18 protein-coding genes are annotated in these 20,546 nt (G+C 71.0%); 13 read left to right on the top strand and 5 right to left on the bottom strand.

The window, feature by feature from the left end; translation table 11 throughout:
• The first annotated feature begins 10 nt into the window (after positions 1-10).
• The 12 genes from AB0C82_RS14145 (at position 11) to AB0C82_RS14090 (ending at position 12,196) form a co-directional block, all read left to right on the top strand.
• The gene (locus tag AB0C82_RS14145; protein ID WP_362840525.1) at positions 11-1,270 is read left to right on the top strand and encodes an MFS transporter; all 1,260 of its coding nucleotides are present in this window, start codon (positions 11-13) and stop codon (positions 1,268-1,270) included.
• A gap of 9 nt (positions 1,271-1,279) precedes the next feature.
• Positions 1,280-2,641, top strand: coding sequence for a Pup--protein ligase (pafA, locus tag AB0C82_RS14140; RefSeq protein WP_362840522.1), 1,362 nt, complete (start codon positions 1,280-1,282; stop codon positions 2,639-2,641).
• Between the two features lie 312 nt (positions 2,642-2,953).
• A complete protein-coding gene (locus AB0C82_RS14135) occupies positions 2,954-3,889 on the top strand; it encodes an FKBP-type peptidyl-prolyl cis-trans isomerase (RefSeq protein ID WP_362840519.1) in 936 nt (311 codons plus the stop codon).
• 43 nt (positions 3,890-3,932) lie between these two features.
• Positions 3,933-4,307 (top strand): FKBP-type peptidyl-prolyl cis-trans isomerase, encoded by a 375-nt coding sequence (locus tag AB0C82_RS14130; protein WP_362840517.1) that lies wholly within the window; start codon positions 3,933-3,935, stop codon positions 4,305-4,307.
• Positions 4,308-4,422: 115 nt separating this feature from the next.
• Positions 4,423-5,376 (top strand): WYL domain-containing protein, encoded by a 954-nt coding sequence (locus tag AB0C82_RS14125; RefSeq protein ID WP_362840514.1) that lies wholly within the window; start codon positions 4,423-4,425, stop codon positions 5,374-5,376.
• 15 nt (positions 5,377-5,391) lie between these two features.
• A complete protein-coding gene (locus tag AB0C82_RS14120; protein ID WP_362840511.1) occupies positions 5,392-6,348 on the top strand; it encodes a WYL domain-containing protein in 957 nt (318 codons plus the stop codon).
• A gap of 42 nt (positions 6,349-6,390) precedes the next feature.
• Positions 6,391-6,672: a hypothetical protein gene (locus AB0C82_RS14115; RefSeq protein ID WP_362840508.1), complete on the top strand. Its 282-nt coding sequence runs from the start codon at positions 6,391-6,393 to the stop codon at positions 6,670-6,672.
• Positions 6,673-6,699: 27 nt separating this feature from the next.
• A complete protein-coding gene (locus AB0C82_RS14110) occupies positions 6,700-6,897 on the top strand; it encodes a hypothetical protein (RefSeq protein WP_362840505.1) in 198 nt (65 codons plus the stop codon).
• Positions 6,898-7,112: 215 nt separating this feature from the next.
• Positions 7,113-7,406 (top strand): Sec-independent protein translocase subunit TatA, encoded by a 294-nt coding sequence (tatA, locus tag AB0C82_RS14105; protein WP_362840502.1) that lies wholly within the window; start codon positions 7,113-7,115, stop codon positions 7,404-7,406.
• Positions 7,407-7,455: 49 nt separating this feature from the next.
• Positions 7,456-8,403: a twin-arginine translocase subunit TatC gene (gene tatC / locus AB0C82_RS14100; protein WP_362840499.1), complete on the top strand. Its 948-nt coding sequence runs from the start codon at positions 7,456-7,458 to the stop codon at positions 8,401-8,403.
• Positions 8,404-8,421: 18 nt separating this feature from the next.
• Positions 8,422-9,315, top strand: coding sequence for a diacylglycerol kinase (locus AB0C82_RS14095; RefSeq protein WP_362840496.1), 894 nt, complete (start codon positions 8,422-8,424; stop codon positions 9,313-9,315).
• Positions 9,316-9,358: 43 nt separating this feature from the next.
• Positions 9,359-12,196, top strand: coding sequence for a DEAD/DEAH box helicase (locus tag AB0C82_RS14090; RefSeq protein ID WP_362840493.1), 2,838 nt, complete (start codon positions 9,359-9,361; stop codon positions 12,194-12,196).
• A gap of 394 nt (positions 12,197-12,590) precedes the next feature.
• Here the strand turns inward: AB0C82_RS14090 and atzF are convergent, their stop codons facing one another.
• From atzF to AB0C82_RS14070, 4 genes are read right to left on the bottom strand one after another with little or no spacing between them, the layout of a single operon-like run.
• Positions 12,591-14,237 (bottom strand): allophanate hydrolase, encoded by a 1,647-nt coding sequence (atzF, locus tag AB0C82_RS14085; RefSeq protein ID WP_362840995.1) that lies wholly within the window; start codon positions 14,235-14,237, stop codon positions 12,591-12,593.
• A gap of 29 nt (positions 14,238-14,266) precedes the next feature.
• Positions 14,267-17,782 (bottom strand): 5-oxoprolinase/urea amidolyase family protein, encoded by a 3,516-nt coding sequence (locus AB0C82_RS14080; RefSeq protein ID WP_362840491.1) that lies wholly within the window; start codon positions 17,780-17,782, stop codon positions 14,267-14,269.
• Complete coding sequence (locus AB0C82_RS14075; protein WP_362840488.1) at positions 17,779-18,393, bottom strand: urea amidolyase associated protein UAAP2; 615 nt, start codon at positions 18,391-18,393, stop codon at positions 17,779-17,781. Before AB0C82_RS14075 ends, AB0C82_RS14080 begins: the two co-directional genes overlap by 4 nt.
• A complete protein-coding gene (locus AB0C82_RS14070; protein WP_362840486.1) occupies positions 18,390-19,208 on the bottom strand; it encodes an urea amidolyase associated protein UAAP1 in 819 nt (272 codons plus the stop codon). The genes AB0C82_RS14075 and AB0C82_RS14070 overlap by 4 nt, the downstream gene beginning before the upstream one ends.
• Positions 19,209-19,347: 139 nt before the next feature.
• On the opposite strand from AB0C82_RS14070, the gene AB0C82_RS14065 reads away from it, so the two are divergent.
• Positions 19,348-20,007, top strand: a complete 660-nt coding sequence (locus AB0C82_RS14065; protein ID WP_362840484.1) for a helix-turn-helix domain-containing protein — start codon at positions 19,348-19,350, stop codon at positions 20,005-20,007.
• A 63-nt stretch (positions 20,008-20,070) separates the two neighbouring features.
• On the opposite strand, the gene AB0C82_RS14060 is transcribed toward AB0C82_RS14065, so the two are convergent.
• Positions 20,071-20,508, bottom strand: coding sequence for an SPW repeat protein (locus AB0C82_RS14060; protein WP_362840482.1), 438 nt, complete (start codon positions 20,506-20,508; stop codon positions 20,071-20,073).
• Between the last annotated feature and the right edge of the window lie 38 nt (positions 20,509-20,546).

The following is a 20,546-nucleotide window of genomic DNA, read 5'->3' as shown; positions in this document are numbered from 1 at the left end:
AGGGGCAGGAATGGCCGCGGGATATCTGGACGTCCTCCGGGCGCGGCACGCGACGCGGCTGCTGACGGGGACGCTTGTGGGACGGCTGCCGAGCGGCACCGCCCACATCGCGATCGTCCTGTTCACCCGCGCGGAGGGCGGCAGCTACACGCTGGCCGGCGCCCTCGCCGCCGCGTACGGGCTCGCCACCGCCGTCGGACAGCCACTCCTCGGCCGTGCGGTGGACCTCCACGGCCAGCCGCGCGTCCAGCTCCCCGCCGCCGTCCTCTCGGCGCTCGGCATGGCACTGTTCGCCCTCGTGGGCCTCGAACCGCTGCCGCTGGCCTGCCTCGCCGTCGTCATCGCCGGGGTGTGCACGCCCCCGCTGGAGGGCGGCCTGCGCGCCCTGTGGCCGACCGTCCTGGGACGCGAGGACCGGGTCCACCGGGCGTACGCCATGGATGCCGTCGCCCAGGAGGTCATGTTCACCCTGGGACCGCTGCTCGTCACCGTCCTCGTCGCGCTCTGGTCGCCCGCCGTGGCCCTGCTCGTCATCAACGCCATAGGGGTCCTGGGCGCCCTGTCCGTCGTCCTGTCGGAACCCTCCCGCACCTGGCGCTCCGCACCCCGTGAGGCCCACTGGCTCGGCGCCCTGCGCTCGCCCGGACTGCTCGCGCTGCTCGGTTCCTTCTTCTTCGTCGGCATGGCACTCGGCTCGATCACCGTGGCGGGCATCGCCTACGCCGACGACCACGGCGACGCGTCGGTGTACGGCCGGCTGATGGCGGCCCTCGGCCTCGGCGCGCTGATCGGCGGAGTGGTCTACGGGGCCCGGCAGTGGGCCGGTGCGCCCGAGCGGCGGCTGCGCGTCATCGTCGCCCTGCTGGCGCTGGGCTACCTGCCGTTGACGCTCACCCCCGGCGTCGCCGCCATGACCGGCCTGGCCGCACTCGCCGGTGTGTTCCTCGCTCCCGCGATCGCCTGCTCGTTCATCGTCGTCGACCGGCACGCGCCGCGCGGCACGGTCACGGAGGCGTTCTCGTGGCTCGTGACCACGTTCGGCGTAGGCGCGGCGGCCGGAACGGCCCTGGCGGGCCCGGCCGTCGAGCTCGGCGGTACGGCGTCGAGTTTCGCCGTCGCCGGGGCCGGCGGAGTGGCCGCGCTGGTGGTCCTTCTGGCCACCGGAAGGGTCCTCGCAGTTCCCGTGCGTACGGCCACTGTTGTGACGGGTTCGGAAAATGATCGAAACGGGGCCGTCGAACCCGGTTTCAGCTCAGGCCATAAGGCGTAATGTTCAGTCATGGACCGCCGCATTTTCGGGCTGGAGAACGAGTACGGCGTCACGTGCACGTTCAGGGGACAGCGCCGACTGTCACCTGACGAAGTGGCGCGCTACCTCTTCCGCCGTGTTGTGTCATGGGGCCGCAGCAGCAATGTCTTCCTGCGGAACGGCGCCCGCCTCTACCTCGACGTGGGATCGCATCCGGAATATGCAACCCCCGAATGCGACAACGTGACCGAGCTGGTCACGCACGACAAGGCCGGCGAGCGCATTCTCGAAGGACTGCTCGTCGACGCCGAACGCCGCCTGCACGAGGAGGGAATCGCGGGCGACGTCTATCTCTTCAAGAACAACACCGACTCGGCGGGAAACTCCTACGGGTGCCACGAGAACTACCTCGTGGCCCGGCACGGAGAATTCTCCCGGCTCGCGGACATCCTCATTCCGTTCCTCGTCACCAGGCAGTTGATCTGTGGTGCCGGCAAGGTGCTTCAGACCCCGCGCGGAGCGGTCTACTGCGTGAGCCAGCGTGCCGAGCACATCTGGGAGGGCGTCAGTTCCGCGACGACGCGCTCACGTCCGATCATCAACACCAGGGACGAACCGCACGCAGACGCCGAGCGGTACCGCCGCCTCCACGTCATCGTCGGCGACTCCAACATGTCCGAGACGACCATGCTGCTCAAGGTCGGCGCGACCGACCTGGTGCTCCGCATGATCGAAGCGGGCACCGTGATGCGCGACCTGACCCTGGAGAACCCGATCCGGGCCATCCGCGAGGTCAGCCACGACCTCACGGGGCAGCGCAAGGTGCGCCTGGCCAGCGGCCGCGAGGCCTCGGCCATCGAGGTGCAGCGCGAGTACTACGAGAAGGCGGTCGACTTCGTCGAGCGCCGGGGCATCCGCACCGGCACCGTCGACCAGGTGCTCGAACTGTGGGGCCGCACCCTCGACGCGATCGAGGCGGAGGACCTCGACCGGATCGGCACCGAGATCGACTGGGTCATGAAGTACAAGCTCATCGAGCGGTACCGGGCCAAGCACAACATGACCATGTCGAATCCGAGGGTCGCGCAGATAGACCTCGCCTACCACGACATCCACCGCCGGCGAGGTCTCTACTACCTGCTGGAGCGCAAGGGGCAGGTGGCCCGCATCTGCAACGACCTGAAGATCTTCGAGGGCAAATCGGTGCCCCCGCAGACCACCAGGGCGCGGCTGCGCGGGGACTTCATCCGCAGGGCCCAGGAGCAACGGCGGGACTTCACCGTCGACTGGGTCCACCTCAAGCTCAACGACCAGGCGCAGCGCACCGTGTTGTGCAAGGACCCCTTCCGGTCCGTGGACGACCGCGTGGAGAAGTTGATCGCCGGCATGTGACCGGGGCGCGGGACGCCTCGGTATCGCGGCTGACGGCAGGGCTCCGTACGTTCCTCGTACGGGGCCCTGTCCGCGTGCCGTGTGCCCGGCCGTCGGCGCGCGGGTCCGCACGCGCACCTGCGCCGACGCCGCCGATTCCCGCGTTTCCGTGGTCTTTCGGCTTCGCCGGGGCGAGGGAGGCACGGCAGTGCTCCGGCCCCCGCCCCGCCTCCGCGGGCACCGGGCCCCGCTCCCTGTTCCGGCCCGAAAGGCTGCCTACCCCCTAGAGTGTCGGGGACTCAACCAACGTGCCGTCTGAGATCTGAGGAACCAGTGCGCCGACTTGCCGGCCTTCTAGTCGTCCCCATCCTGCTGCTGTCGACAGCGGCCTGCGGTGACGAAAAGGGCTCCGACTCCGCCTCGTCCAAGAACGGAGTGCCCGCGATCACCGCGGGTGCGAAGTTCGGCGAGAAGCCCACGCTCGCGAAGGGCGAGGGTGACCCGCCCAAGGAGCTGCAGACCGAGGTCGTCAGTGAGGGAGACGGCGCGAAGCTCAAGAACGGCGACGCGATCCAGGTCAACTACCTCGGACAGGCGTGGGACTCCACCAAGCCGTTCGACAACAGTTTCGACCGCAAGCAGCCGTTCGACCTGACGCTCGGTGCGGGCATGGTCATCCAGGGCTGGGACAAGGGCCTGGTCGGTCAGAAGGTCGGCAGCCGTGTGGAGCTCGTGATTCCGCCCGAGCTCGGTTACGGCGCGCAGGGCCAGGGCGACATCAAGCCCAACGCCACGCTCGTCTTCGTCGTCGACATCCTGAAGGCGACGCAGATCCCGGCCTCCGCCAAGGGCACCGAGGTCGCGCAGGACAACATCGATCTGCCGAAGGTGGGCACCAAGACCGACGGCAAGGCGCCGACCGTCACGATCCCCAAGACCGACCCGCCCAAGAAACTGGTCTCCAACTACATCCTGGAGTCCGACGGCGAGGTCATCAAGGAGAGCGACAGCGTCGTCGTGAACTACGTGGGTCTGGTGTGGAAGGGCAGCAAGCCGTTCGACAGCACCTACCAGACGGGCAAGACCGCGACCTTCCCGCTGGCCCAGATCACGCTCAAGGGCCTCAAGGACGGTCTGATCGGCAAGAAGGTCGGCAGCCGTGTGCTGCTCGTCATCCCGCCGGACCAGGCGTTCGGTGACAAGGCGCAGCAGACCGTCCCCGCCAACTCGACGCTGGTGTTCGCAGTCGACGTCCTGGCAAAGATGTAAGACTGTCCCGGTTGCCCAGTTCATCATTTAGAGGAGCAATTCAGTGAGCATCGAGAAGCCCGAGATCGACTTCCCGGGTGGCGAGCCGCCGGTCGACCTGGAGATCAAGGACATCTGGGAGGGCGAGGGCGAGGTCGCCCAGGCCGGCCAGACCGTCTCCGTCCACTACGTGGGCGTGGCCTACTCCACCGGCGAGGAGTTCGACGCTTCGTGGAACCGCGGGACCCCGCTCAAGTTCCAGCTCGGTGCCGGTCAGGTCATCGCGGGCTGGGACCAGGGCGTGCAGGGCATGAAGGTCGGCGGCCGTCGCCAGCTGATCATCCCCGCGCACCTCGCGTACGGTGACCGCGGCGCCGGCGCCGGTGCCATCGCCCCCGGCGAGACGCTGATCTTCGTCTGCGACCTGATGGGCGTCTGATCCACAGTCGCGCGTGAACGAGGGCCCGTGCCGTGAGGCACGGGCCCTCGCTTTTGTCCGGACACCCCGGGGCGGTACGGTCGAGGGTCGGAGAGCACGTAGAGAAAGGGCGTCGATGGCGATTGCCAAGGCCGAGCGATTGATGAACCTGGCGCTGTGCCTGCTGGGCACCCGGCGCCCGCTCAGCAAGCGCGAGCTGCGCGAGTCCATCGAGGCGTACCTGGAAGCGGGGAACGACGACTCCTTCAACCGGATGTTCGAGCGCGACAAGGACGATCTGCGCGAACTCGGTCTGGTCATCGAGACCGTGGAGAACCTGGACGCAGAGACCGGCTACCTCGCCCGTCGCGACAGCAACCGGCTGCCTCCCATCACGCTGGACGCCGAGGAGGCCGCAGCCCTCGGACTCGCGGCCAAGGTCTGGCAGCAGGCCCGCCTCGCCGGAGCGGCCAGCGGCGCCCTGCAGAAGCTGCGGGCCGCGGGTATGCCGGAGGCCGAGGACGCCTACGAGGTGCACAGCGCCCTCGAACCCCGGATCCCGGTGCACGAGGCCGCGTTCGAGCCGCTGATGCTCGCCTGCCGGGACCGCCGTCCCGTCACGTTCGACTACCGCAAGGGCAACGCCGCCCGCCACGAGCAGCGCCAGGTCGAGCCCTGGACCCTGGAGTGCTGGCGCGGCCACTGGTATCTGGCCGGCTGGGACCGCGACCGCGGCGCCGAGCGGGTCTTCCGCCTCTCGCGGATCGCAGGCCGGGTCCGCTCGCGCGCCGGGGCGTTCAGCGCCCCCGTGCCGGACGTCGTCACCGTGCGCGAGACCGTGGAGAGCTGGGCCGGCGAGACCGCGACCAGGACCGCGTGGATCAGGCTGCGGTCCGGCTCCGGCTACCCGCTGCGGTCCCGGGCGATATCGGTCCGGGAACTCGGGAACGGCTGGGACGAGTTGGAGATCCCGTACGGACACGGGCTGGATGCCTGGCTCGTCGAGTTCGGCCCGGACGTCGTCGTGACGGAACCCGCCGATCTGCGGGCCGATGTGGTGGACCGGCTGCGCGCCGTGGCCAAGGACTGAGGGGACCCGTAGCTCATGGCCACGAACGCGATCGACCAGACCCGCCGGATGCTCTCCCTGGTGACCTATCTGCGTGAGCGCCCCGGCGCCCACGTCCAGGACGTCGCCAGGGCCTTCGGGATCACCGAGGACGAGCTGATCTCCGACCTGGACGTGCTCCCCATGTGCGGGACGAGCTTCCGCGGCGGGGACCTCCTCGACATCGACACCGACGGCGACCGGATCTGGTGGCACAACCCGGACGACGTCGCCGCGCCCCTGCGCCTCGCCTCGGACGAGGCGACCGCCCTGCTCGTCGCGGCGCGCGCCGTCGCGACCCTGCCCGGGCTGCGTGAGAGCGACCGCCTCGCGCTGGTCCGCGCGACCGCCAAGCTGGAGACGGCCGCCGGCGAGGTGGGGGCGGCCAGCTCGCGGCTCTCGGTCACCTTCGAGGCCGAGGGCGGGGTCTTCGCCGACGTGGACCGGGCCATCTCCGAGCGGCGGCGGCTCTGGCTGCGCTACTACTCCCCGGCACGCGACGAGCTCACCGAGCGCGAGGTGGACCCGATCCGGCTGTTCGCCGTCGGCCACACCTATATGGAGGGGTGGTGCAGACTGTCCGAGGCCAGGCGTACGTTCCGGCTGGACCGGGTCGCCGAGATCCGCCTCCTGGACGCCCCGGCCGCCCCGCCGGAGCTGGAGCTGCGGGATCTCTCCGAGGGGCTGGTCCAGCCCGCGGCCGAGGACCCGGAGGTCGTGATCGAGGTGGGACCCGCCGGCCGTTGGGTCGCCGAGTACTACCCGCACGACAGCGCGGACGAGCTCGCCGACGGTGGCCTGCGGATCACTCTGCGTACCCCGGACCCCGCCTCGCTGCGCAGACTCGCTCTGCGGCTCGGCGGGGAAGGGCGGATCGTCTCCCCGCCGGAGCTCGCGCGCAGCGCGCGGGAGGCGGCCCGGGACGCGCTCGCCGCGTACGACGACGTGGCCTGAGCGGTAAGGGAGAGCGGAGACGAAATGGACCAGACGTCCGTAATGTCCGATGTTTCGGTCCTGTCGGCCCCGCTGTCGGCCGTCACGCCGGTGCCGGTACCCGCCGCCGTCCGGTTCAGGGCCGCCTGCCCCGACTGCCGTGAGCGCTTCGAACTCCCGGCGGGCGCCCTGCGCCTCGCGATCGGCGCCAGCAGCCGCACGACCTTCTACACCTTCACCTGCCCCGAGTGCGGCGCCGCCGTCCGCAAGCCCGCCGGGGAGCGCATCATCGAACTCCTCACCGGTGGAGGGGTGCGGACGTTGCGCCTCCACACCGCCCTGTAGGACACGACGACATCGAGGCACCGCCGCATGTTCTGGCCCATGCTCGCCATCGCCCTGGGATTCCTGGGGATCGCCGTACTCGGCGTACTCGCCGTCAAGGTCTTCGTCGAGGCCCAGCGGCTGGGTCGCCAGGTCTCCGCGACCACGCAGCGGATCAACCGGGCTGCGGAGGACCTCGAACATGCCGCGACCGGCCTCGCCGCCACCGGTGAGGCCCTGCGTTAGAAGGATCGCGGCCTGCTGTTCCGGAAGTTCGGGGGGTACGCTCTTGAGGTCGGCCCAGGCGCGGAGGGCGGGTCGCAACCGGGAGTACGCACGGGCATTGCCTCGCGTTTACTCCTGCGGGATACGATCGCTGCCAGCGCACAGGTCGGACCTATGTCCGATCGAACGGGTAGCGAGCCCACCCTCCAGTCGCCTCAGTGAGAAGGAAGTCGCACATGATCGGCAATCTGAAGCCCCTCGAGATCATTCTGATCATCGCTGTCATCCTTCTTCTCTTCGGTGCCAAGAAGCTTCCCGACATGGCCCGTTCGCTCGGCAAGTCGGCCCGCATCCTCAAGAGCGAGGCCAAGGCCATGAAGAAGGACGACGCGGAGCCCGCGGCGCCCACGACGGAGACCGTCGCGGACCAGACTCCGCAGGCCACTCCCACCCGTACCATCCAGGCCGCGCCCGGAGACGTCACCAGCTCCCGCCCGGTCAGCGAGGCCAAGCCCACCACCCAGAGCTGACAGCTGACGGGCTCCGCCCACAGCTGCCGCACGAGACGAGGGAAGTGGGTTGCTCAAGTCTGCCCGCAAGCAGGAGAAGGACGAAGAGGGGCGTATGCCCCTCCTCGATCACCTGCGTGAGCTGCGTAACCGGCTGCTGAAGGCCGTAACGGCGATTGTCGTGGTGACGATCGTCGCCGCCTTCTACCAGAAGGACATCTACGACTTCCTGCTGAACCCGCTCATCAGCTCGGTGGGCTGTGAGGGCGCGGTGGTCGTCGCGAAGAACGGGAGTCCTTGCGCCCTGCTGAAGACCGACACCCTGATGGGTCCCTTCACCAACGCGCTGAAGGTCGCCCTGATGTCGGGTGTGCTGCTGGCCGCCCCGGTCTGGCTCTACCAGCTGTGGGCCTTCGTGGCTCCGGGGCTGCACAAGGGTGAGAAGCGGTACGCCTACGGCTTCGCGGTCATCGGAGCGCCGCTGTTCCTCGCCGGCGGGTACCTGGCCTACTCGATCCTGCCGCAGACCGCGGAGATCATGCTCGGTTTCACCCCCAGCGACGTGCAGAACCAGATCGGGCTCGACAGTTATCTGGATCTGCTCACCCGCATGGTGATCGTCTTCGGTCTCGCCTTCGAGCTGCCGCTCCTCCTCATCGCCCTGAACATGACGGGCATCGTCTCCGGCAAGCGGATGCTGGGCTGGTGGCGGGGCATGATCGTCGGCCTCACCGGCTTCGCGGCGATCGCCACCCCCGGTGGCGAGCCGCTCTCGATGCTGCTCCTCGCGGGACCGCTGGCCGTCCTCTACTTCATCGCGACGGGCTTCTCCCTCCTCAACGACGCCCGCAGGCGACGGGCCAACCCCGACGCCGAACTGGACGACGACGAGGCGTCGCAGCTCGACCTCACACCGGAAGCGGTGTCCGCCTCGCGCGCCCCGCTGCCGGAGCAGGCAACCGGGGAGTCGGACGGTGCGCGCTCGCACCGGCTCAACGGTTACGACGACATCACCTGACCTTGTAAGGTCCGGCGGGTGACCAGCGAGATCACCCTTTTCGTCAATCCCACCGCAGGACGCGGCCGGGGCGCGCACGCCGCGCAGCCGGCCGCTTCCGCGTTCCGGTACGCCGGATTCTCCGTACGCACGGTCCTCGGTGAGGACGCCGCCGACGCGCTGCGCCGGGCACGCGAGGCCGTGGCCGCCGGCACCGGCGCACTGATCGCCGTGGGCGGCGACGGCATGGCGTCCCTTGCCCTCCAGGCGGTCGCGGGGACCGAGACCCCCCTCGGTGTCGTCGCCGTCGGTACCGGCAACGACTTCGCCCGGGCGCTCGGGCTGCCGGTGCGCGACCCGGGCGCCGCGGGGCGGCTGGCCGCCCGGGCGCTCAAGGAGGGCCACGTCCGGGACATCGACCTCGGAAGGGCCGGCGAGCGGTGGTTCGGCTCCGTGCTCGCCTCCGGCTTCGACTCGCGGGTGAACGACCGGGGCAACCGGATGCGCTGGGGCGGCCGCTTCAAGTACGACCTGGCGATCCTCGCCGAACTGGCCGCGTTCGAGCCGGTCCCGTACCGCGTCCGGATCGACGGGGGCCCCGTGCGCGAGATCGAGGCGACGCTGATCGCCGTCGGCAACGGGAGCACGTACGGCGGCGGGATGCGGATCTGTCCGGACGCTGTCATGGACGACGGGCTCTTCGACGTGACCGTGGTCGGGGACTGCAGCCGGGCGACGCTGCTGAGAGTGTTCCCCAGGGTGTACAAGGGGACGCACCTCGGCCACCCCGCGGTCACCGTGCACCGGGTCGCCTCGATCGAGCTCGCGGCGGCGGGTGTCACGGCCTACGCGGACGGTGAACCGCTCGGCCCGCTGCCCCTCACGGTCACCGCCGTGCCGGGTGCGGTGAGGGTCCTCTGTCCGGCGAAATAAAGATCGCCTGACTGTCGGAGGGGGCGGGTAGGCTCGTAGCAAGATGACAGAGGACCTCTCACCAGCTGAGCGATACCAGGCTTCTCGCGTTCGTGCGGCCGAGCGGGCCACGGCCCTCGGACCCTTCCGCGAGATGTACGAATTCGGCCTCGACCCCTACCAGGTCGAGGCATGTGAAGCCCTGGAGGCGGGCAAGGGCGTACTGGTGGCGGCGCCCACCGGTTCGGGCAAGACGATCGTCGGCGAGTTCGCCGTGCATCTCGCGCTCCAGCAGGGCCGCAAGTGCTTCTACACGACCCCCATCAAGGCGCTGTCGAACCAGAAGTTCGCCGACCTCGCCCGGCGCTACGGTGCGGACAAGGTCGGCCTGCTGACCGGCGACAACAGCGTCAACTCCGAGGCACCTGTGGTCGTCATGACCACCGAGGTCCTGCGGAACATGCTGTACGCGGGTTCGCAGTCCCTGACCGGCCTCGGCTACGTCGTGATGGACGAGGTGCACTACCTCTCCGACCGCTTCAGGGGTGCGGTGTGGGAGGAAGTGATCATCCACCTGCCGGAGTCCGTGACCCTGGTCTCCCTGTCGGCGACCGTGTCCAACGCCGAGGAGTTCGGCGACTGGCTGGGCACCGTCCGCGGCGACACCGAGGTGATCGTCTCCGAGCACCGCCCCGTGCCGCTCTGGCAGCACGTGCTGGCCGGGCGCCGGATGTACGACCTCTTCGAGGAGGAGACCGACCACGGCGGCCGGGGAACGGGCCGCCGCGAGGTCAACCCGGATCTCGTCAGGCTCGCCCGCATGGAGAACCAGGCGGGCGGGTACAACCCCCGCGACCGGCGCCGCGGCAAGATGGTGCGCGAGGCGGACCGCGAGCGCGAGCGGCGCCAGCGCAGCCGGATCTGGACCCCGTCGAGGCCCGAGGTCATCGACCGGCTGGACCACGAGGGGCTGCTGCCGGCCATCACGTTCATCTTCAGCCGGGCCGGCTGCCAGGCCGCCGTGCAGCAGTGCCTGCAGGCCGGGCTCCGGCTGAACGACGAGAGCAAGCGCCGGCTGGTGCGGGAGATCGTCGAGGAGCGGACCGCCTCCATCCCGGGGGAGGACCTCCACGTCCTCGGCTACTACGAATGGCTCGAAGGCCTGGAGCGGGGCATCGCCGCGCACCACGCGGGCATGTTGCCGACCTTCAAGGAGGTCGTCGAGGAGCTGTTCGTACGCGGGCTCGTCAAGGCGGTCTTCGCGACGGAGACGCTGGCGCTGGGGATCAACATGCCGGCGCGCTCGGTGGTCCTGGAGAAGCTGGTCAAGTGGAACGGCGAGCAGCACGCCGACATCACCCCCGGTGAGTACACCCAGCTCACCGGACGGGCCGGCCGCCGGGGGATCGACGTCGAGGGTCATGCGGTGGTGCTGTGGCAGCGCGGCATGGACCCGGGCGCCCTGGCCGGGCTCGCCGGTACGCGTACGTATCCGCTCCGGTCCAGCTTCCGGCCCTCGTACAACATGGCCGTGAACCTCGTGCACCAGTTCGGGCGGCACCGTTCGCGCGAGCTGCTGGAGACCTCGTTCGCACAGTTCCAGGCCGACCGGTCGGTCGTCGGGATCTCCCGGCAGGTCCAGCGGAACGAGGAGGGCCTCGAGGGCTACCGCGAGGGCATGACGTGCCACCTCGGTGACTTCGAGGAGTACGCGGAGATGCGGCGTGACCTCAAGCTCCGTGAGACCGAGCTGGCCAAGCAGGGGGCGGCGCAGCGACGGGTCGCGGCGGCCACGTCCCTGGAGAAGCTGAAGCCGGGTGACGTCATCCACGTCCCGACCGGCAAGTTCGCCGGACTGGCGCTCGTCCTCGACCCGGGACTGCCGGCGGGACGGGCCAACGCGCACCGGGGCATGGAGTACGCCGAAGGGCCCCGGCCGCTTGTGCTGACCGTGGAGCGGCAGGTCAAGCGGCTGGCTTCGATCGATTTCCCGGTGCCGGTGGAGGCGCTGGACCGGATGCGGGTGCCGAAGTCGTTCAACGCGCGGTCGCCGCAGTCGCGGCGTGATCTGGCGTCGGCGCTTCGGTCGAAGGCCGGGCACCTGGTGCCCGACCGGCACCGCAGGGAGCGGGCTGCCGCGGCCGACGACCGCGAGATCGCCCGGCTGCGCGCGGCCTTGCGGGCGCACCCCTGCCACGGGTGCGACGAGCGTGAGGACCACGCGCGGTGGGCGGAGCGGTACCACCGGCTGCAGCGTGACACGCGGCAGTTGGAGAGCCGGATCGCCGGGCGTACGAACACGATCTCCCGCACGTTCGACCGGATCGTGGCGCTCCTGACCGAGCTGGACTACCTGCGGGACAACGAGGTCACCACGAACGGGCGGCGGCTGTCCCGTCTCTACGGAGAGCTCGATCTGCTCGCCAGCGAGTGCCTGCGCGAAGGCGTCTGGGAAGGCCTGAATCCGGCTGAACTCGCCGCGTGCGTATCGGCGTTGGTGTTCGAGGCGCGGCAGGCGGACGACGCGGTGGCGCCGAAGCTGCCGAGCGGGCCCGCGAAGACGGCGATGGCCGAGATGGTGCGGATCTGGGGCCGTCTCGACGCGCTGGAGGAGGACTTCAGGATCCACCAGGCGGAGGGTGTCGGGCAGCGTGAACCCGACCTCGGGTTCGCCTGGGCGGTCTACATGTGGGCCTCCGGGCGGACGCTGGACGAGGTGCTGCGCGAGGCGGAGATGCCTGCGGGGGACTTCGTGCGGTGGTGCAAGCAGGTGATCGACGTGCTGGGGCAGATCGCGGCCGCGGCGCCTCGTGAGGGGGCGGGCGGGTCTGTGGCGAAGAATGCGCACAAGGCGGTTGATGCCGTGTTGCGGGGCGTGGTGGCTTACAGCTCCGTGGGGTGAGGTGAGACGGGGAGACGTGGGGGCGGGGCCGTCCGGGGAGGGGCGGTGTCCGGGTGGGAGTCTGCTCGGGGTGCGGGCGGGTGGTGCCTGCGGCGGCCTTGTCCCCTACCCGCCCCTTCCCGAAACCGGGGCTCCGCCCCGGACCCCGGTCCTCAAACGCCGGACGGGCTGAGAGGCCGCCCTCAAGCGAGGGGCGGGCTGAGAGGTTGCCCTCAAGCCCGGGCGGGCTGAGAGGTTGCCCTTGAGCGTGGGGCGGGCTGAGGAGCTGCCCTCAAGCGCCGCGCGGCTGAGGAGCGGCCCTCAAGCGAGGGGCGGGCTGAGAGGTTGCCCTCAAGCGCGCCGGACGGGCTGAGAGGTTGCCCTCCAAGCGTGGGGCGTGCTGAGTGGGATGTCCTCAAACCTCGGGCGCGTTGGTGTATGCGCGCCAGCCTCCGTACGACGTGATGTCCTTCGATTCCCGCACCGCGTACGGCTCGCACAGGAAGCCCGGGGCCGACGTGCCGTCAGGCAGGTTGATCCGGCCCAGCGTCATCGGGTGGGGGAGGGCGGCCGTCAGGCGGCCCAGGCCTTCTGCCGGGAGTTCCCAGAGTTCCGCTTCGATGGGGGAGCCGCCCTCGCCCACGTACTCCAGGCCCGGCTTCGGCGGCGTGGTGGACAGGGCGTGCAGGCGGTAGTGCGGAGCCGTGGCGGTGGGGCCGATCAAGCGGGCGCCCAGGGCGAGCAGTTGGGGGTTCAGCGGTTCGCCCGTCAGATGCGCGCCGATCACGACCAGGGGCACCGGCGGGGTCAGGAGCGCGGCCAGGCGGGCCAGGCGTTCGTCGGTGTGGGCCGGACCGATCAGCATGACGCCGAACGGCAGGCCGTCGACCTCGCCCGCGGGGGCTGCCACCGCGCACTGGTCGAAGAGGTTGGTGGAGTTGGTGAAGCGGCCCAGGGCGGCATTGACGCCCAGGGGATCGGCGGCCACCTCGGCGAGGGTGGGGTGGTGGGGTGTCGTCGGGAGCAGGAGTGCGTCCGCGTCCGAGAGCGCGGCCAGTGCGGCCGCGCGCAGGCCCACCAGCTTCGCCTGGTCGGCGAAGAGACGGTGGGCCGGGATGTCGCGGGCCGATGTGATGATGCCCGCCACCGTCGGATCCAGGTCCGGGGGCGTCGGTGCGCCGTCGATGAACGGACCGACCGCGGTGTACCGCTCGGCGACGAACGCCCCCTCGTAGAGCATGGCCGCGGCTTCCAGGAACGGGGCCGGGTCCAGGGGCTGGAGCACCGCGCCCGCGGCCCGGAGCCTTTCGGCCGCGGCCTCGTAGGCCGCCGCCCAGCCCGGCGCCAGTTCGCCGAGCTGCGTGGTGGGCGGTACGGCGACGCGCCAGGGCCCGGGCGCCCGCGCGGGGGCCTGGTACGGGACGGGGGTGGACATCAGTGCGAGGGCCTGTTCGGCCTCGGGGAGCGTACGGGCGAAGACGGTGACGCAGTCCAGGCTCGCGCAGGCCGGCACCACGCCTTCCGTGGGGACGAGACCGTACGTCGGTTTCAGTCCCACGATGCCGTTGAACGCCGCCGGGACCCGGCCCGAACCCGCCGTGTCCGTGCCGAGGGCCAGGTCCGCGATGCCCAGCGCGACCGCCACCGCGGAACCGGAGCTCGAACCGCCGCTGACGCGTTCCGGATCGTGGGCGTTGCGCACGGCGCCGTACGGGGAGCGGGTCCCCACGAGTCCGGTGGCGAACTGGTCGAGGTTCGTCGTGCCGATCACCAGAGCTCCGGCCGCGCGCAGCCGGGCCACGGCCGGGGCGTCGGCGGTGGGCTCGTAGGCATACGACGGGCAGCCTGCCGTGGTGGGGAGCCCGGCCACGTCGATGTTGCCCTTCACCGCCAGCAGCCGCCCCGCGAGGGGAAGTTGTTCGCCGGCTGAGAGCCGGTCGTCCAGCGCGGTTGCTTCCGCCTCCAGCTCGGCGAGGGGGCGCAGGCCGATCCAGATCTCACGGCGGTCCACCGCCTCGATGCGGGCGTACGCGGCGCGGACCCGGGTGAGGGTGAGGTGCATCGTGCTCCGTCCTGGGGAGGGTGTGGCGTTCACGGGGTCAGGATCAGCAGGGGCGTGCCCGGTTCCACCTGGGCGCCCGGCCGCGTGAGGATGCGGGTGACCGTGCCGGCGGCCGGGGCGTGCACCCGGGACTCCATCTTCATCGCCTCCAGGGCGAGCAGCGGCTGCCCCGCCGTCACGGTGTCCCCCTGAGCGACGTTCAGCTGCCAAACGGAGGCGGCGAACTCGGCCTCCAGCAGGTGGCTTCCGGCTGGGACGGTCACTTCCTCGGATACGGGTGCCGGATCCGACGCCGCCTCGGCGCGGGTGAACTCGCCCGCCTCCTCCCACGCGGACCGCTCGGCCGAGAACGCCGTGCTCTGGGTGGCGCGGAACTCCGCGATCGACGCCGCGTTCGTGCCGAGGAACGCCTCGTACTCCGCGAGGGAGAACTCGCCCGCCTCGATCTTCGGTACGAAGCGCCCCGAGGTGATGTCGGCGCGCAGCTCCAGCAGTTCGTCGGCTCCCACGGGATACCACTTGATGCGGTCGAAGAACCTCAGCAGCCACGGGGAGCCCGGCTCGAAGGCCCCGCGCTGCTGCCAGCCCGACCACACCTGCGTCGTACGGCCCACGAACTGGTAGCCGCCCGGACCCTCCATCCCGTAGACGCAGAGGTAGGCGCCGCCGATGCCGACCGAGTTCTCCGCGGTCCAGGTACGGGCCGGGTTGTACTTGGTGGTGACGAGGCGGTGGCGGGGGTCCAGCGGGGTCGCCACCGGCGCGCCCAGGTAGACGTCCCCGAGGCCGAGCACCAGGTACTCCGCGTCGAAGACCGTGCGGTACACGTCGTCGACAGAGTCCAGGCCGTTGACGCGGCGTATGAACTCGATGTTCCAGGGGCACCAGGGGGCGTCGTCCCGGACGCCCGCCATGTAGCGGGCGATGGCCTCGCGGGTCGCGGGATCGTCCCAGGACAGTGGCAGGTGCACGGTGCGGGAAGGGACCACGAGGGCGTCGGTGGGAGGCAGCGCCGCCTCCGTCCGGTGCAGGAGTTCCAGCAGCCGGGGCTGGGAGAGGACCGTCGGGTCCGTCTGGATCTGGAGGGAGCGGATGCCGGGGGTGAGGCCGGTGATCCCGGGGACGGACTCCGCGGCCAGCGCCTCCATCAGGGCGTGGACCCGCATGCGCAGGGCGAGGTCCAGCTGCATCGGACCGTATTCGACCAGTACGTTGTCGTCGCCGCTCCGGCGGTACGTACGGGTGGCGTCCTTGAAGAGGATGCCGCCGTCGACGATCTCCGGGCGGGGAGCGCCGGTGACGGTCACCGGCGCGAAGCGCACGGTGTCGCCGGGGCGCAGCTGGCCGAGCTTCCAGCGTTCACGGGTCACCACCGTCGCCGGGCAGACGAAGCCGCCCAGGGAGGGCCCGTCCGGGCCGAGCAGGACCGGCATGTCGCCCGTGTAGTCGACGGCTCCCACGGAGTAGGGGGTGTCGTGGATGTTGGAGGGGTGCAGGCCCGCCTCGCCGCCGTCGGTCCTTGCCCAGCGCGGCTTGGGGCCGATCAGCCGGACCCCGGTCCTGGCCGAGTTGAAGTGGACCTTCCAGTCGGCCGCGTAGAAGTCGAGGATGTCCTGCTCGGTGAAGAACTCCGGCGCGGCGTGCGGGCCTTCGGTCGCTCCGATAATCCAGGCGGAACCGAACGCGGGCCGCTCGGCCTCCGGGACGCCGGCCCCCGTGTGCGAGGCGGAGCCGCCGTGCAGGACGTCGCCCGTACGCAGTGCACGGCCGCCGTGACCGCCGAATCCGCCGAGCGTGAAGGTGGCCGAACTGCCCAGGAAGGCGGGGACGTCCAGACCGCCGCCCGCGAACAGGACGTACGTGCGCAGCCCGTGGCCGGGCGGGGTGCCGACGCTGAGCGTGGCGCCCGCCGGTACGTTCAGCGGCTCCCACTGCGCCACCGGTTCGCCGTCGACCGTCACCGGGGCGGGGGCGCCGGTGACGCAGACCGTCGTCGGGTGGCTGAAGCGGAGGGTGGGGCCCTGGAGGGTGCATTCGAGTCCGGGGGCGCCCGGGTCGTTGCCCAGGGCGGTGTTGCCGAGCCGGAAGGAGAGGTCGTCCATCGGGCCCGACGGGGGCACGCCGACCTGCCAGTAGCCAGTGCGGCCCGGCCAGTCCTGCACCGTGGTGAGGGTCCCGCCGGAGACCACCTCGATCCGCGGAGTCGGGTCGGTGACGGTGGCGAGCGTCGCCGTGGAGTGCGTGGCGGCAAGGACCCGGTCATCGGCGAGGGCCGCCCTGACGAGGCCGATATTCGTCTCGATGCCGTCGATCCGGGTGGCAGCCAGCGCGGCGTCCAGACGGGCGAGGGCGTCGGCGCGGTCGTCGCCCAGCACGATGATCTTCGCCAGCATCGGGTCGTACGAGGTCGTCACCTCCGTGCCCGTCTCGACCCACGTGTCCACGCGTACGCCGCTGTCCTCGGGGAACGCCACGCGGGTCAGCAGGCCCGCGCCGGGGCGGTGGTCCCGGGACGGGTCCTCCGCGTAGACGCGTGCCTCGACGGCGTGGCCGCTCGGCGCGCCCGGCTCCCGTACGACCTCCGTCTCGCCCTGCGCCAGGCGCAGCATCCACTCGACGAGGTCGACGCCGAAGATCTCCTCGGTGACCGGGTGCTCCACCTGGAGGCGGGTGTTGACCTCCAGGAAGTACGCCTCCTCGCGCGCGGCGTCGTACACGAACTCCACCGTGCCGGCCGAGCGGTAGCCGACCGAGGCGCACAGCGTGCGGGCCGCCGAGGCGAGCGAGGCGCGGACGTGGCCCGGGAGGCCGGGCGCCGGGGCCTCCTCCAGGACCTTCTGGTTGCGGCGCTGGAGGGAGCAGTCACGGTCGCCGAAGGTGACGACCCCGCCCCGCCCGTCCCCGAAGACCTGCACCTCGACATGGCGGGCGTCCTCGACGAGCCGTTCCAGGAAGACACCGGCCGAGGAGAACGAGGCCGCCGCGACGCGCTGCACCCGCTCCCAGGCGTCGGTCAGTTCGGCCGCGGACCGACATGCCGACATGCCGATTCCGCCGCCACCGCCCGTCGCCTTCAGCATCACCGGATAGCCGATGTCCCGCGCCGCCGCGAGCGCCGGCTCCAGGCCGGACAGCAGACCCGTCCCGGGAGCGAGCGGAACGCCTGCTTCCTCGGCCGCCGCGCGTGCGGTGTGCTTGGCACCGAACAGGTCGAGCTGCCCGGCGGTCGGGCCGACGAACACGATGCCCGCGTCCTCGCAGCGCCGGGCGAACTCCGCGTCCTCCGACAGGAATCCGTATCCGGGGTGGATGGCGCCCGCCCCGGTGTCCTTCGCGGCCTTCAGGACCAGATCGGCGTCGAGGTAGGACTCCTTGGCCGGGGCGGGACCCAGACGTACGGCCTCGTCGGCGAGGCGTACGTGGGGCGCGGCGCGGTCCGCGTCGGAGAAGACGGCGACGGTACGCAGACCGAGGCGCCGTGCGGTGCGGATGATGCGGACGGCGATCTCGCCCCGGTTGGCGACCAGCAGGGTGTCGAAGGTCATCGGCCCGCCTCACTGATGGTGGCCTCGACCTCGGTGGGGTCGAATCCGTTGCACGGGTTGTTGATCTGCGGGCAGTTGGAGACGAGGACCAGGACGTCCGTCTCGGCGCGCAGGGTGACCTTCAGGCCGGGGGCCGAGAGGCCGTCCACGATGCCGAGCGTGCCGTCCTTCTCCACCGGGACGTTCATGTACCAGTTGATGTTGGACACGAGGTCGCGTTTGCCGAGGCCGTGCCGGGCGCCCTCCGCCAGGAAGTTGTCCACGCAGGCGTGCTGTGACCAGGTGTGGTGGCCGTAGCGCAGGGTGTTGGACTCCTTGGAGCAGGCGCCGCCCAGGGTGTCGTGGCGTCCGCAGGTGTCCTCGGTGACCGTCATCAGGGGGGTGTGTTCACCGGACATGAGGACGCTGCCCGTGGTGAGGAAGATGCTGCCCTGGGCCTGGAGGGTGTCCGGGGCGCTGTAGCGGACGGACGTGTCGTGGGCGTCGTACACCAGGAAGTCGACGGCCTGGTTGCCGTGCAGGTCGGTGAGGGTGAGTGACTCGCCCGCGCGGACGACGGCGGACCAGGCGGCGCGGGCGGGTATCACGGTGGTGGAGCGGACGGCGGTCATGCGAGCCCCCTGGCGGTGAGGAAGTCGAGCGTGTTCAGGAAGGCCCGGTGGCCCTCCGGGGTGGCGTCCCAGAGCGGGTCGCCGGGATCCGTCGGGCGCGCCCGCCAGGCGAGCAGCTCCAGCGGGGTGCTGGTGTAGGCGGGGCGCGGGTCCAGCGGGTGGGGCACGTTCGCGATCAGTACGGTCAGGGCCTGCTCGGCGCGGAGCGTCACCGCCGTGCCCGGCCCGGCCGAACCGGTGAAGTCCAGGGCGCCGTCCTCCCGTACCTCCACCCCCTGGAAGAAGGAGAGCGAGGGCGGCAGGTCACGCGGCCGCAGGCCGTGCTTGGCCGCGGCGAGCTTCAGGAGCTCCCGCCCGGCGGGGGAGTCCGACTGCGGGGTCCCGTCCCCGTAGCGCGCGGTGTTGCGCAGGAGCGACGAGGTGCCGCACAGCGCGTCGTGGCGCCCCGAGGTGTCGGCGGTGACCGTGGCCAGGACGCGCCCCTGGTCGGAGAGGAGCAGCCGGTCCGCGCCCAGGTAGGCGTTCCACTGGACCTTGACCGTGTCGGCGGTGTTGAGCCGCTCCCAGGGGCGCCCGTCGACGAGGAGCAGCAGATGCGCGCACGCGTCGCCCACGAGGTCGGTGAGCCGCAGTTCCGTACCCCGGGCGAGGACGCGGTGGGTGTAGTTGCCGCCCGCCACCGTCTCGGCCCAGACCGGCGTGCCGGGAAGCGCGGCGGGCCAGTCGCCCGCCGGGACCACGGGCATGGCCTCTGTCCGGGTGCCGTGCTGGGCGCGGGCGTGGTCCCGTGCTCCGTATGTCGTCGCTGTCGCCATGGCTGACCCCTCCGGTCGTTTCTGTCGCCCGACAGAAATTAGGGCGCCGTGGAGTCGGGGCCATTGCCCGTCCGTTGCGGGGGAGTTACCGACTGCTCACCAAGATCGGGCAGGAGGCGGATGTGCGACGATCGGCCCCATGTCCACCACCGGGAGAAGGGTCGGCAGGCCGCGCGCTCAGCAGCGGCCCGACAGCGGTCTGTCCGCACGCGAGGAACTGCTGTCGGCCGCCGCCGAACTGTTCACCACCCGCGGATACGCGGCGACCACCACCAGGGCCGTCGCCGAACGGGCGGGGATGCGTCAGGCGACGATGTACCACTACGTGTCCGGCAAGGAGGATCTGCTCGCCGAGCTGCTGGAGTCGACGGTCACTCCGTCGCTGGCGCTGGCCCGGCGGCTTCTCGCCGACGACGGGGCGGCCGCGGAGGCGCGTCTGTGGGAACTGTGCCGCTCGGACGTGGCGCTGCTGTGCGGCGGCCCGTACAACCTGGGTGCCCTGTACGTCCTGCCCGAGGTGCGGGCCGAGCGGTTCGCCGCCTTCCACCGGGTGCGGGCGGAGCTGAAGGGGGCCTACGGGCGGCTGCTGGCAGCGACGAAGGCGGGTGCGGCCTTCGGCGGGCACGAGGCGGAGCTCCGCACGGATCTGGTCTTCGGGCTGATCGAAGGAGTGATCCTGGTGCACCGGTCGGAGCCGGACCGGCCGGTGGCCGCGTTCGCCGAGGCGACGGCCGACGCGGCGCTGCGGATCGCCGGAGTGCCGGAGGACGTGCTGCGGACCGCGCGGGCCGCGGTCTGACAGGGGTGTGGCCCCGGACCGGGCACGTCGGTGCTGTCCGGGGCCACAGCCGCTGCCGGCTCGTCAGCTTCTCTGATTCCTCATCGCCGTACCCGCGCAGGCAAGGCCCAGCAGGACGGTCAGTGCGCCGACGATGATGTTGTTGATGATGACTCCGGCGTCCGGGCTGGAGCCCACGATCCAGGTCGACACGATGAGCCACGCGCCGATCGCGCACATGGCCCAGCTCAGTCCGTACATCCGCTCCGGCATCATGGTGAATCCCAGGGCCAGCACCGCGATGGCGATGCCGAGGACCAGGTTGTGCGTCACCAGAGCGGGCTGGCTCGTCGTGAAGTGGAGCACCCACGGCGAAACGGCGCAGTAGAGCCCGACCAGGAGTACCGGTGCCTCGACCAGGGCCACGTCCCGGCCGCCGGCGATGCGGTCGTGCCGTGCTTGCATTTCGGACACGTCGGGGTGCGTGCCCATGTCACTCCGGGTGTGCGAGACGTTACTCATCAGATTCGTCTCCTTCGGTCCTGCGTGCCCGACCGCCG

Source organism: Streptomyces sp. NPDC048560 (assembly GCF_040650955.1).
GTDB lineage: Bacteria > Actinomycetota > Actinomycetes > Streptomycetales > Streptomycetaceae > Streptomyces.
This window is presented reverse-complemented; position numbering and strand designations above follow the sequence as displayed.

Excerpts from the sequence above, each read along its gene's own strand:
- atzF (WP_362840995.1), bottom strand. The coding sequence starts at position 14,237 with ATGCACCTCACCCTCACCCGGGTCCGCGCCGCGTACGCCCGCATCGAG.
- AB0C82_RS14110 (WP_362840505.1), top strand. The coding sequence starts at position 6,700 with ATGTTCTGGCCCATGCTCGCCATCGCCCTGGGATTCCTGGGGATCGCC.
- AB0C82_RS14125 (WP_362840514.1), top strand. The coding sequence starts at position 4,423 with ATGGCGATTGCCAAGGCCGAGCGATTGATGAACCTGGCGCTGTGCCTG.
- AB0C82_RS14075 (WP_362840488.1), bottom strand. The coding sequence starts at position 18,393 with ATGACCGCCGTCCGCTCCACCACCGTGATACCCGCCCGCGCCGCCTGG.
- tatA (WP_362840502.1), top strand. The coding sequence starts at position 7,113 with ATGATCGGCAATCTGAAGCCCCTCGAGATCATTCTGATCATCGCTGTC.
- AB0C82_RS14080 (WP_362840491.1), bottom strand. The coding sequence starts at position 17,782 with ATGACCTTCGACACCCTGCTGGTCGCCAACCGGGGCGAGATCGCCGTC.
- AB0C82_RS14115 (WP_362840508.1), top strand. The coding sequence starts at position 6,391 with ATGTCCGATGTTTCGGTCCTGTCGGCCCCGCTGTCGGCCGTCACGCCG.
- pafA (WP_362840522.1), top strand. The coding sequence starts at position 1,280 with ATGGACCGCCGCATTTTCGGGCTGGAGAACGAGTACGGCGTCACGTGC.
- AB0C82_RS14145 (WP_362840525.1), top strand. The coding sequence starts at position 11 with ATGGCCGCGGGATATCTGGACGTCCTCCGGGCGCGGCACGCGACGCGG.
- AB0C82_RS14070 (WP_362840486.1), bottom strand. The coding sequence starts at position 19,208 with ATGGCGACAGCGACGACATACGGAGCACGGGACCACGCCCGCGCCCAG.
- AB0C82_RS14090 (WP_362840493.1), top strand. The coding sequence starts at position 9,359 with ATGACAGAGGACCTCTCACCAGCTGAGCGATACCAGGCTTCTCGCGTT.
- AB0C82_RS14065 (WP_362840484.1), top strand. The coding sequence starts at position 19,348 with ATGTCCACCACCGGGAGAAGGGTCGGCAGGCCGCGCGCTCAGCAGCGG.
- AB0C82_RS14120 (WP_362840511.1), top strand. The coding sequence starts at position 5,392 with ATGGCCACGAACGCGATCGACCAGACCCGCCGGATGCTCTCCCTGGTG.
- AB0C82_RS14060 (WP_362840482.1), bottom strand. The coding sequence starts at position 20,508 with ATGAGTAACGTCTCGCACACCCGGAGTGACATGGGCACGCACCCCGAC.